The sequence below is a fragment of the Pacificoceanicola niger genome (genome assembly GCF_048553275.1).
Lineage (GTDB): Bacteria > Pseudomonadota > Alphaproteobacteria > Rhodobacterales > Rhodobacteraceae > Pacificoceanicola.
The window spans coordinates 171449-182761 of sequence record NZ_JBLZMW010000010.1; the positions used below are offsets into that span (position 1 = coordinate 171449).

At 62.5% G+C, this 11313-nt stretch carries 9 protein-coding genes; 5 read left to right on the forward strand and 4 right to left on the reverse strand.

What is annotated here, in order from left to right:
- Positions 1-71 precede the first annotated feature (71 nt).
- Entirely contained in the window at positions 72-1409 is a 1338-nt protein-coding gene (locus tag ACN2XU_RS14235; RefSeq protein ID WP_419411119.1) for an ABC transporter substrate-binding protein, read from the reverse strand.
- Positions 1410-1575: 166 nt separating this feature from the next.
- Between ACN2XU_RS14235 and ACN2XU_RS14240 the strand changes: the two genes are divergently transcribed.
- Positions 1576-2427: an IclR family transcriptional regulator domain-containing protein gene (locus ACN2XU_RS14240; protein WP_419411120.1), complete on the forward strand. Its 852-nt coding sequence runs from the start codon at positions 1576-1578 to the stop codon at positions 2425-2427.
- On the opposite strand, the gene ACN2XU_RS14245 is transcribed toward ACN2XU_RS14240, so the two are convergent.
- The 3 genes from ACN2XU_RS14245 to ACN2XU_RS14255 are packed head-to-tail and all read right to left on the reverse strand — an operon-like array spanning position 2421 to position 6119.
- The gene (locus ACN2XU_RS14245; protein ID WP_419411121.1) at positions 2421-3545 is read right to left on the reverse strand and encodes an NAD(P)/FAD-dependent oxidoreductase; all 1125 of its coding nucleotides are present in this window, start codon (positions 3543-3545) and stop codon (positions 2421-2423) included. The genes ACN2XU_RS14240 and ACN2XU_RS14245 overlap by 7 nt on opposite strands.
- Entirely contained in the window at positions 3538-5184 is a 1647-nt protein-coding gene (locus ACN2XU_RS14250) for an FAD-dependent oxidoreductase (RefSeq protein WP_419411122.1), read from the reverse strand. Before ACN2XU_RS14250 ends, ACN2XU_RS14245 begins: the two co-directional genes overlap by 8 nt.
- Positions 5181-6119: a 3-hydroxyacyl-CoA dehydrogenase NAD-binding domain-containing protein gene (locus ACN2XU_RS14255; protein ID WP_419411123.1), complete on the reverse strand. Its 939-nt coding sequence runs from the start codon at positions 6117-6119 to the stop codon at positions 5181-5183. Before ACN2XU_RS14255 ends, ACN2XU_RS14250 begins: the two co-directional genes overlap by 4 nt.
- Before the next feature lie 84 nt (positions 6120-6203).
- Here ACN2XU_RS14255 and ACN2XU_RS14260 point away from each other — a divergent pair, with 84 nt between their 5' ends.
- The 4 genes from ACN2XU_RS14260 to ACN2XU_RS14275 form a co-directional block, all read left to right on the forward strand.
- Positions 6204-6965, forward strand: a complete 762-nt coding sequence (locus ACN2XU_RS14260) for an SDR family NAD(P)-dependent oxidoreductase (protein ID WP_419411124.1) — start codon at positions 6204-6206, stop codon at positions 6963-6965.
- 195 nt (positions 6966-7160) lie between these two features.
- Positions 7161-8954: a methyl-accepting chemotaxis protein gene (locus tag ACN2XU_RS14265; RefSeq protein WP_419411125.1), complete on the forward strand. Its 1794-nt coding sequence runs from the start codon at positions 7161-7163 to the stop codon at positions 8952-8954.
- A 705-nt stretch (positions 8955-9659) separates the two neighbouring features.
- On the forward strand, positions 9660-10592 hold the full coding sequence (kce, locus tag ACN2XU_RS14270) for a 3,5-dioxohexanoate:acetyl-CoA acetone transferase (RefSeq protein ID WP_419411126.1): 933 nt from the start codon (positions 9660-9662) through the stop codon (positions 10590-10592).
- Between the two features lie 323 nt (positions 10593-10915).
- A partial coding sequence (locus tag ACN2XU_RS14275; protein ID WP_419411127.1) for an acyl-CoA dehydrogenase family protein occupies positions 10916-11313 on the forward strand: 398 nt, incomplete at its 3' end.

The following is an 11313-nucleotide window of genomic DNA, read 5'->3' on the forward strand; positions in this document are numbered from 1 at the left end:
CCTCCTGTGGGAAGTGTGGCCCGGCAGACCATTCACGGGTCGCCGGGCCGGTGTCTGGCGGGCCGAGGAGGTCAGCCTGCCATGATTTTTTCGATGCCCTTGGCGGTCTCGCCCAGAACGGCATCGACGTTTTCGTCATTCAACACGACGCGCTGAACCATTTCGGCGATGAGGCCGGAGTTCACGATCTCGCCGGCACGGGTGTTGGGTTGGTGCGCAGTGCTCTCCCAGCCCAGATTGAACCCGTTCGCTGCGGCGGTGGACATGATGTCCACTTCGGCGGAGTACTTTTCGATGATCGGATTGTCCTGATAGGCGGGCATCTCCGCGATGCTCGACAGCACCGGAAGCACGTGACCGGGGGCTGCGTGCAGCTGCTGGATGTAGCCTTCGGGATCGAAGAGGAAGGCGGCAAACTGCTTGGTCGCTTCCATGTGGTTCGCGGCCTTGGGAATGAACACCGACGGGAAGTCGTTGAAGGTCCAGGGGTCGATATCGGCGGATTTGGTCGGATATGTGTCGCAGGTCACATGATCCGCGATGGCCGGATTTTGGTTGACGACATTGATCAGCACGCGCCCGGTATAGATGCCGGTGGCACAGGCGCCGGAGGTGAAGGCGGTCAGGCTGTCGCCCCAGCTGTAGTTGGTGGCGCCGGGCGGGCAATACTCACGCATGGCGCGGTAGAATTCCAGCGCGTCGCGGGTTTCCTGGCTGTCGATCGCCACATCGAGATCCGGGCTGAAGACCATGCCGCCAGCCTGATGGATCACGCCGATGAAAATCAGTGAGGTCATCGAATTGCGACCGTAGGGCAGGGGGGCGCCATAGATGCCGCCGCCTTGCATCTTGTTGCTGGCGGACAGAAGCTCGTCCCAGGTGCGCGGATTGGCGTCGATGCCCGCCTTCTCCATGAGATCCTTGCGCAGCCAGATCACGTTGGCCGCCGAATTGCCGATGGAGGTGCCGGCATACTGACCCTTGTCGATTTCGTAGATGCGGTTGACGCCGGGATAGAATTTGTCCGGCCCGATCATCTCGATGACATCGTTGAAGGGCTCCAGCAGGCCGTTGCGCCAGTAGTTGGACACGGCAAAGCTGGGCAGATGCGTGACGACGTTCGGCACGTCGCCGCTCGCGAAGGCGGCGGCCAGCTGCGGAGCGTAGCCTTCGTCCGAGGTCTTCTCGAAAGCGACTTTGACGTTGCCGTGCAGGGCCTCGAAATTCGCGATCTGGGTCTTGTAGGCGGCCAGTTGCTCTGGCGACGACTGCGGCGACCACCAACGCAGGGTGATCTGTTCCTGTGCGTGAATACGGCGCGGCATGAGGGCGGCGGCGCCTGCCGCGGCCATTCCGGTCAGAACCGAGCGACGCGGTAGATCCGCGCTCATCCTTTTGGTGATGGTCATGTGACACTCCCTGTTGGCAATGTTCGCATATCGAACATATGTTCGTATTATTGAACTCTGTAATTTCGAATCGCAAGCATTTTTGTTGATGCCCGGAATGAAAGATCTCTTTCTCTTCGAGTTTGGCGGTGCTAGTTCGATATGCGCACAAAGAGTGAGAGGCCCGATGGCAAAATCCGTAAAGATCAATCCCGTTCAGGCCAGAAGCGATACACAGCTCGGCACCGTCGCTGCCGATGCGGGCGATGATCAGGAAAAGCTGTCCAGCCGCGATTTTGTCAGCTCGCTGTCCCGCGGCCTCGAAATCCTGTCGAGTTTCAGCCGCACGTCGAAGAAAATGACACTGACCGAGGTGGCGAATGAAACCGGCATGAGCCGCGCCACCGCGCGCCGTTTTCTGCTGACGCTGGTCAAGGAGGGCTATGTCGTCACCGATGGCAAGCTGTTCGATCTGACGCCGAAGGTGCTTGATCTGGGCTTTTCCGTGCTGTCCAAAATCGGCATCTGGGACCGGGCGCGGCCCTTGATGGAGCGACTTTCAGAGCAGACCGGAGAGAGCTGCACGGCAGCGATCCTCGATGGTCTGGATGTGGTTTACGTGGCCGGTGTCCAGGCGCACAACATCATCGGCGTCGGGATCAGCGTCGGGAGCCGCCAGTCGGCCTTTTATACGGCGAATGGCCGGGTGTTGCTTGCGGCGCAGCCCGAGGAAAACTGGGACGGTATCATCGCGAATGCCCGCCTAGTGCCCCGCACCCGGCACAGCGTGACGAACAAGACCGAGTTGCGGGCGATCCTCGAACAGGTGCGCGAACAGGGGTGGTCCCTGGTCAATCAGGAGCTCGAAGAAGGGCTCTTGTCCATCGCTATTCCGCTCAAATATCGCTCCGGCGTCATGGCTGGGTCGATCAACATCGCGGTGCCGACCGTGCGTGCGACCCCCGAGACGATGATCGAGACGTATCTGCCGAAGCTCAAGGAAACCGCCGAGGACATTCAGAAGTCGCTGGCTTACTGACGCCACCGCTCCGGATCGAAGGGTGCGGGGTCGATCGTGGATGGCGTGCCGAGGGCCACGGCGGCGCCGGTTTGTCCGACGACGGGTCCGAGCGTATACCCTGCATCCCCCGGCAGCGCGAGAAACACGCGTCCACCGGGACGGGCCGCGCCGATCGTGGCCTTGCCATCGACGGGCGTGTTATACCCGGCCCAGGTGCGCAGAATGCGCAGGCCGCCCACACCGGGTGCGATCCGCGAGGCCAGCGCCACATTGCCCATCAGGCTGTCGGAGCGAATGGTGGGGGTCCGCCCCGTCCCGTTGGCAAGACTGGCGGCCCATCCGCCACCGATCACCACCTGTCCTGAGCGGAATTGCTTGAGCGTGATGGGGCGTTCGGCGTGCTGGACGAGGTGGCGGATCTGGTAGTCGCCCGCCTCGGTGATATTCATGTGCAGCGGTTCGGGCGGCGTGGCGAGCGACAGGCCGAGCGGTTCCGTGAGCGAACCCGCCCCCCAGGCCGCCGCGATCAGGATGGCTCCGGCGCGGTAGACGCGCGCGCCCTGTGCCTCCGGTCTCGCGCCATCGCTCAGGGAGGTGATGCGATCCTCGATCATCTCGACACCTGAGGCCTTCAGGAGGTCTTGCATTTTGCGGTTTGCTATCAAAGGGTTGAGCTTGCCTTCATTGCGGCAAAGCTCGGCTCCGGCGATGTCCGGAGCAAGCCAGGGCGCGAGATCATGCAGCGCATCACGGTCGAGGATCTCGACATCGAGCCCCTTGCGGGCTTCGCGTTCGGCCTTCTGATGCAGAAACGCCATTTGCTCAGGGTTCTCGGCAAGCATCAGCCCGCCTTCACGGGTGAGTTCGACGCCGCCAAGCCGCGCGTCGAGGGCTTCCCACGCCGTGACCGCCGAGAGATAGAGCGGAAGCGAGTTCTCCAGATTGTCGGCGAGATGCGGGTTGAGGCGCAGGAAGCGGCTTTGCATCTGCACGTGCAGGCTGCCGGCGTTGGCATGCGATCCGGCATTCCGCCTGCGATCGACAATGGTCACGCGCGCGCCCGCATCGGCAGCGGCAAGCGCCGCACATTGGCCGGTGATCCCGCCCCCGATGATGAGCAGATCCGGGTCAGCCATCCTCTTGATCCAGGAGCGTTTCGGCGGCGGTGATCGCTGCGATGTCAACCGGTTTGATCGGAATGCGCGGCGCGAAATAGGACAGGTCTTCCAGCGGTTTGCCCAGCCTGCGAGCCATGATGCCTGCAACCACGGGCGCACAGTAGCGCCCCTGACAGCGGCCCATGCCGATGCGTGTGGCGCGCTTCAGGGCGCCAATGTCGGTCGGATCGTCCGCCAGAGCGGCATCGAGTTCGGCCTTTGTCACTTCTTCGCAGCGGCAGACATGGGTTTCGGGCGTGATGTCTTCGGGGCGCGGCAGGTCCGCGGAATAGACCCGCCAGAGCGCTTGTTGAAAGGCCCTGTGACGCTCAAGGTTGTCGTGATCCTGCGGAACCGGCGGCGCCCCGGCGGCGGCCCGGCCGGCAATGCGGCCTTCGACCATCGCGGCTGGCGCGCCACCCAACCCGCTGCAGTCGCCAATGGAAAACACATTGGAAACAGAGGTTTCGCAGGTCCTGCTTCGTGTGACGCGCAGGTGGTCAAAGCGCGGATCATACTGCATGTCCGCCCCCAAAAGCCGCAGGATCTCGTTTTGCGGTTGAAAGCCGAAATTGAGGCAGACAGCGTCGACCGTCACAGAGCGTTCGGCTCCACCCTGGACATAGCGCACGTGCAGCCCCTTTTCGGTCTTGCGGATTTCCGAAGGCAGCGTGTCATGCCGGGCGCGAATGCCTTTGCGGCGCAGGTTGGCGAGCATGGCGATACCCTTGCGCGCCAGGGCCGGATCACGCCGCATCATGTCGAGCGCTGCCGGTGCACGGCGCCATGGGGCCGCTGCGGCCTCCGCCAGAACGGCAACATCGGCACCGCCGTCGGCCAGCTCCAGGGCAACCTGCGCCACCAGGGGTCCGTTGCCGAACAGCGCCACGCGCTTTCCCGGAAGGGTGCGATAGCTGCGCCAAAGCGTCTGCGCTGCGCCCACGGTCATGACGCCGGGAAGCGTCCATCCCGGGATCATCAGGGGGCGCTCATAGGCGCCGGTGGCGATGATCAGCGTGCGGGGCGCAATGGCGTAGACGGCGTCTGGCGCTGTTGCCATGATCTGCGGCCCGTCGAACGCGCCCCAAACCTCGGTTTGTGCGAGGATCCGGGTGCCTGCGGTTAGCGCGGCCTCGACCAGCGCTTTGCCGCTCGCCTGTTGCGTGTCCAGCGGTGTCGCGCGCGGATCGCCGGATTGCTTGAAGTATTGACCGCCGGGCACCTTGCGTTCATCCAGAAGGACAACCTCGGCGCCTGCCTCGCGGGCGGCAATTGCGGCTGACAATCCACCGGCTCCGCCTCCGACGATCAGGACGTCGGGCGTCAGCTTTTGCGCCCTGCGAAGGACCTGGGCGGGCGCGGTCAGGGGCGGGCGGGCGACTTGTGTCTGCACGACCATGCCATCCCGCGCGGGCGTCATGCAGGCGCGTTGGTTCGGGCGTCCATCCACCGTGACAAGGCAGTCCTGACAGACGCCCATGCCGCAAAACACCCCGCGCTGCGCGTCCTTTTCCGTCTTGCGAAAAGCACGGTAACCGGCCTGCGTCAACGCAGCGGCGAGCGAGTCCGTCTCGGCGCAGGATATTTCGGTGTCGTCGAAGGTGAAGAAAAGCGTCATGACGCAGCACTGTTTAGGATTTCGCGGCGCGCGTCCAGCAACCGTGCCAGCGCCTGCTCGCGCCAGGCCCGGCGCGCCGTCATGTCGGATTCGGGAAGGAGGGCGCGTCGCTCTGCCTCGACCCGGTCCACCAGCTCCGCCGACCAGTCCGGCGCGTGTTCGCCGCGCGCCCGCCCGATCGCGGCATAGGCGGGGCCGAGGCGTTCGGCATGGCCGCGAATGCCACCCGCCGTGTTGAGATCGGCGGTTTCGAACGGTCCGGAGAGCGCCCATCGGGGCCCAAGCCCGTCGCGCACCAACCGATCCAGCGCCTCGACTCCGATCACATTCTCATCGACCAGACGATAGGCTTCCCGCAGCAAGGCGGATTGCAGCCTGTTGAAGACGAAAGCGGGCACTTCGTGATTCAGGCGCGAGGGATCAAAACCTCCCTTGCGGAAAAGAGCCTCTGCGCGGTCGAGGGTTTCGGGCGCTGTTCCCGGCGCCGGCACCAGTTCGATAATGCGCAGCAAGCTTGGAGGGTTGGCGGGGTGCGCGACGAGGCAGCGCCGCTGTTTCGCGCGATCCGGAACGATCTGTGACATTGCTATGGCGGAAGAGGCTGTCGCGAGCACCGCCTCTGGCAGGCTCCGGGCGAGCAGGGTTTCGAACAGCGCGGCCTTGGTGTCCAGACGTTCGGGGCCCGCTTCGAGGATCAAAGAGGCATCGATCCGGTGCGGCAGTTCACCGATGATCTGTGGCCCGCCCGTCGGCGCGGCCAGCCCGGCCAGTTCCATGGCTTTGCCATGCCGGTCGATGAGGGCGGCGACGCCGGAGCGTGCAGAATCAGCCGGATCGCACAGCGTGACCTTGAGCCCCGCGGCAAGGAATGCGGCAGCAAATCCGCTGCCAATCGGCCCGGCGCCGAGGATCAGCACGTCGGTGACGTCATTCATATTGCCACACTCCATTTTGTTCGATATGTGAACATTTGTGCGAAAATGTAAATCCCGTCAAGGGTGCAATACGGAGATCACCGCATGTTGGACGGAAAGACGATACTCGTGACCGGGGCCTCCAAGGGCATCGGGCAGGCGATTGCCCGGGAGTTGGCTGCGCAGGGCGCCCGGGTCGTGGCGCATTACGGGCGGGACCGCGCCGGTGCCGAAGCCACGATGGACGGGGTTCCAAAAGAGCGCGCGATCTTGCTTCAGGGCGACCTGCTTGTTCCGGGCGGGGCGGATGCGCTGTTCGAAGCTGCTCTGGCCCAAACCGGCGGGCTCGACGGGATCGTGAACAATGCTGCCATGATGCAGTTCGCAGGCGGAATCGACGATCCGCAGGAGTCGTGGGATCAGGTCTGGTCCGATACCTTCCAGGTCAATGTGTTTGCCGCCTCTGCCTTGCTCCGCGCCGCGGTGAAGCATTTCCGCACGCGCGGCGGCGGAGAGATCGTCGGCATCAGCAGTTGGGCCGCGCAAAAGGGCGTGACGAATCCGCAAACCATCGCCTATGCGGCCTCCAAGGCGGCGTTCAAGGCGGCGCTGCAGACCGTTGCCACGGGATACGCCCGCGATGGTATTCAGACTTACATCATCGCGCCCGGCGTCGTCGATACACAGATGAGCCGTGATTTTGCCCAAAGCCAGGGCGGGCGTTCGGTCGTCGAGGATCGGCTGACCATGGGGGCATTCGTGCCGCCGTCGGATATTGCGGCGCTATCGGCGTTTTGCCTGTCGGGCCGGTGCCGCCATCTGTCCGGGGCAACCCTGGACGTGAACGGGGCAAGCTACATTCGCTAAGATGCGCGGCAGGTTTGGTCATTTCCGGCGCTCCGGGATTGGGCCGGACGCTGCAATAAGGGCTTTGCGCGATCTGAACACAGACACTTCGTGTCACAATTCAATTTTTCCGGAGAACTTCGGACGAGACTTTTCAGATTGTTTACCGCTTCGACCTATCCACTCCGGCAAAGCACCGAAGTGGGATTCAGTAGAATGTTGCGCACTCTTCCGATCAAGACGAAGTTGAGAGTTTCCGGCGTTGTATCAATTTTGGCTGTACTGCTTCTGTCGGCCACGGGCCTCTACGGCCTATGGAAGAGCGAGCTTGCGCTGGAAAGTCAGATCACCGCAACGCGGGCGATCCGGCATCAGATGATGGCCGACATGATGCACGAGGGTCTCATGGCAAACGTGGCTATGGCGGTCTTGACCGGGCCGGAAGGCACGGAACAGGAGCGCGATCTTCGTCGCGAAACCCTCGCCGAGTCTGTCGAAACCTTCCGCAGCAATGTCGCGGCGCTGCTCGATCTCGACCTCCCGGACGCGGTTCGCAAGCAGGTGAACCTAACCATTCCAAAGGTGGACAATTACCTGGCATCGGCGGAGCAGACCGCCGATATCGCTTTTGGGGATGCGGCCGCCGGACGGGCCGCATTGCCGGCCTTTCAGGCGCAATTCGACACGCTTGAGACCGATCTCGGCGCGCTGGGGGATATGATCCAGTCGCACGCCGTGCGCACCGCAGAGACTGCCAGAGAACAGGATTTGATGCTTATCTATGTCCTCTTGTTGCTTTCGATCCTGACCACGGCTGGGATCAGTTACAACGTCATCAAGCTGACACACTCGATTGTAAAGCCGATCGAACGCCTGCGGGACGCGCTGCGGACGGTGGCCAAGGGCGATTTCGGCATCCGGATAGCAGACGATCTGAGGAAAGACGATATCGGTATGATTGCGCGCGATGTGGACTCAATTTCGGAACGCGTCGTCGCCGCTCTGGATGAGCAAACCAAATCCCGTGAGGAAGGCGAAAAGGTGATCAATCAGCTTGGTACGGGTCTGCGGAAAATCTCGTCCGGTGATCTCAGCCACAAGATCGACCGGCCTTTCTCTGACCACTACGAAGCGCTGCGCGTGGATTTCAATGAAACCGTGGACCGTTTGAACACACTGCTGACCGAAATCGTTGCCAGCAGCGCATCCATCCAGTCCCGGGCGAATGAAATGCACGATTCCTCTTCGGAACTGTCCTCACGAACCGAGAGCCAGGCGGCGACGCTGGAGGAGGCCGCAGCGGCGCTTGAACAAATGACCACAAGCGTGAATGCTGCGGCGACCAATGCCAAGGAGGTCGAAGCCGTGGTGGTCAACGCTCGGCAGGACGTCTCGACAAGCGGGCAGATTGTCGAGGAAGCGATCAGCGCCATGCATCAGATCGAAACATCGTCCGACAAGATCTCTCAAATTATCGGGGTCATCGACGATATCGCCTTCCAGACGAACCTGCTTGCGCTCAACGCCGGGGTTGAGGCGGCGCGGGCCGGGGATGCCGGTCTCGGTTTCGCCGTTGTTGCGTCGGAGGTCCGTGCGCTCGCGCAGCGGTCGTCACAGTCGGCCAGCCAGATCAAGACACTGATCAGCGACAGTTCGCAACATGTTAAGAATGGCGTGGACAGGGTCGACAGCGCCGGAAAGGCTCTATCTTCGGTGGTTGCGCGGGTATCACAGATATCGGATCTGGTCAGTGGCATCGCGCGGGGGTCGACGGAGCAGGCGCAGGGCCTCGAAGAGATCAACGTTGGCGTTTCACAGCTCGATCAGGTGACGCAACAAAACGCCGCGATGGTCGATCAGTCTCTTTCTTCCATCCAGGTGTTGAACGAAGAAACCGCCGGATTGAACAGGCTGGTCGGTCAGTTTGTCCTGATCGGGGGTAAGGTCTCGAAACCCGCGAGGCCGCGGCTCAATGCTGTCACGCCCAACAACGCGGCGCTTGTGGCCTGAGGCAGCGGGGCCGGGTTGATCGCGTGAATGGGGGCGGGGCCTCTCGTGCCAAACCTCGGCCCGCCCGCGACCGTCAGGAGTTGATCACGCGCGGCAACCAGGAGGCGGCCCGCAGCCCCGAACGCAGGGTCCACACCTTAAAGTGTTCGGAGAAAGGTGCGTTAATATCCCGAGGAACGCTTCACGCGCGGGCACGTCTCACGCCTTTCCTTGATAATGAAGGCCTGTTTTCCTGCCGACAGCGCAATCCAGCCCATCTCAATTACGATCAGGATCATTGCCGAACCCGAGAGCCAGAGGCTCGGTCGTGATGCCAAATAGCCTGTCAGCCGCGACGACCATTTCTTGGTCGCAGTGAGAACGGCGGGCACGTATTTCGCGGCGCGAGGCCAGACTTGGTAAAATGTCGAGGACTTGCGCGAGAGTCATGCTCTCATATTGCCGCCGCGATGTACCTGTTCTCAGTTCTCTGTTTGCCATGATCAAAGCGAAACTGCACCAGATGACCTGTCGGCCGCGAAGCCGGACTACTTCAATACGCGCCGCTGCTGTTGATCAAGGTCTGGTGCACGGCGATTTCGATTGGCTCACTCTGGGGCCACATGACGCCAGCGGGGCCGCCGGTCTGACGTCGGTATTTTGAACTGGCACGGACGGCTTGGTTGCGTGATGGTGGTGAGAGGATTGGCGAGAGGAGCGCGAGACATGGCTAGCCGCCGCAAGGTCATCATAACCTGTGCCGTGACAGGTGCGATCCATACACCCAGCATGTCGCCACATCTGCCCGTGACGCCGCAGCAGATTATTGACGATGGTCTGGCCGCTGCGGAGGCCGGGGCGGCCATCCTGCATTTGCATGCGCGGGTGCCACAGACCGGGCAGCCGACGCAGGACCCGGAGGCGTTCCGCGCCTTTCTGCCCCAACTCAAGCAGGGCACCAGGGCGGTGCTCAATCTGACGACTGGCGGTTCACCGCATATGACGGTGGCGGAACGGATGCGGCCCGCAGCGGAACTGCAGCCAGAGGTTGCCTCGCTCAACATGGGGTCGATGAATTTCGGGTTGTATCCAATGCTGGATCGCTTTGCGGAGTTTCAGCACGATTGGGAACGGCAGCATCTCGAAAACAGCCGCGATCTGGTGTTCAAGAACACCTTTGCCGATATCGAGCACATTCTGAGGGTCGGCAATGAGAACGGCACCCGGTTCGAGTTTGAGTGCTACGACACCGCGCATCTTTACACGCTCAGGCATTTCGTCGACCGGGGCCTCGTGACGGCGCCGTTCCTTGTGCAGACGGTGTTCGGCCTGCTTGGCGGCATCGGCGCGCATCCCGAGGATGTGCAGCATATGAAGCGCACCGCTGACCGGCTTTTTGGCGACGCCTATGTGTGGTCAGTTCTGGGCGCCGGCCGCAATCAGATGGCTGTGGCTGCGCAGGCGGCGGCGCAGGGTGCGATGGTCCGCGTGGGCCTGGAGGATTCGCTTTGGATCGCGCCGGGCCAGTTGGCGCAAAGCAACGCGGATCAGGTGCTCAAGGTGCGCGAGATACTGGACGGGTTGAGCCTCGATGTGGCCACGCCGGACGAGGCGCGCGATATGCTTGGCCTGAAGGGCGCGGGGGCGGTGGCCTTTTGAGCCGCGACCGGGACCATTGAAAAACGCGGCGTCGATCGCCTCGACATATGCGACGCCCTCCTGACCGATAAGGCTGCGTCACACCAAAGCGCGAAGGCGTGACGGTCGGCAACGTGCCCGGCTGCGGCGGTCACGGAGCGATGCCTGACGACGGCATCGAATGCGAGCAGGAGGCGGGTTGAGGGGAGGAAGCGTCTGGGGCGCATGTTCATTCCGTTTGGGAATGTTGTGATGCGGGAATATCGGTTTCTGCGGCGGCATTCAATTGGTATCGAGACGAAAACTGAATGAAACGCCGCGCCACGACACCTGAAGGAGCGCCAATGTCGACGAACTCTCATAAAGGTATTCCGTTCAACTGGGCCGACCCTTTCCTGCTGGATGACCAACTGTCCGACGAAGAGCGGATGATCAGCTCTTCCGCCCGCGCCTTTGCGCAGGACAAGTTGCTGCCGCGCGTTCAGGAGGCCTATCTGGAGGAAAAGACCGATCCGGAGATTTTCCGCGAAATGGGTGCGAATGGCCTGCTGGGCGTGACGGTCCCGGAGGAATACGGTGGCGTCGGCGCGTCCTATGTCTCGTACGGGCTTGTCGCGCGCGAGGTCGAGCGGGTCGACAGCGGCTATCGCTCGATGATGTCGGTGCAGTCGTCGCTGGTCATGTTCCCGATCTACGCCTACGGCTCGGAAGAGCAGAAACAGAAGTACCTGCCCAAGCTGGC

Coding starts and splice junctions, on each gene's coding strand:
- ACN2XU_RS14255 (WP_419411123.1), bottom strand. CDS start 6,119: ATGAATGACGTCACCGACGTGCTGATCCTCGGCGCCGGGCCGATTGGC.
- ACN2XU_RS14260 (WP_419411124.1), top strand. CDS start 6,204: ATGTTGGACGGAAAGACGATACTCGTGACCGGGGCCTCCAAGGGCATC.
- ACN2XU_RS14240 (WP_419411120.1), top strand. CDS start 1,576: ATGGCAAAATCCGTAAAGATCAATCCCGTTCAGGCCAGAAGCGATACA.
- kce (WP_419411126.1), top strand. CDS start 9,660: ATGGCTAGCCGCCGCAAGGTCATCATAACCTGTGCCGTGACAGGTGCG.
- ACN2XU_RS14245 (WP_419411121.1), bottom strand. CDS start 3,545: ATGGCTGACCCGGATCTGCTCATCATCGGGGGCGGGATCACCGGCCAA.
- ACN2XU_RS14250 (WP_419411122.1), bottom strand. CDS start 5,184: ATGACGCTTTTCTTCACCTTCGACGACACCGAAATATCCTGCGCCGAG.
- ACN2XU_RS14265 (WP_419411125.1), top strand. CDS start 7,161: ATGTTGCGCACTCTTCCGATCAAGACGAAGTTGAGAGTTTCCGGCGTT.
- ACN2XU_RS14235 (WP_419411119.1), bottom strand. CDS start 1,409: ATGACCATCACCAAAAGGATGAGCGCGGATCTACCGCGTCGCTCGGTT.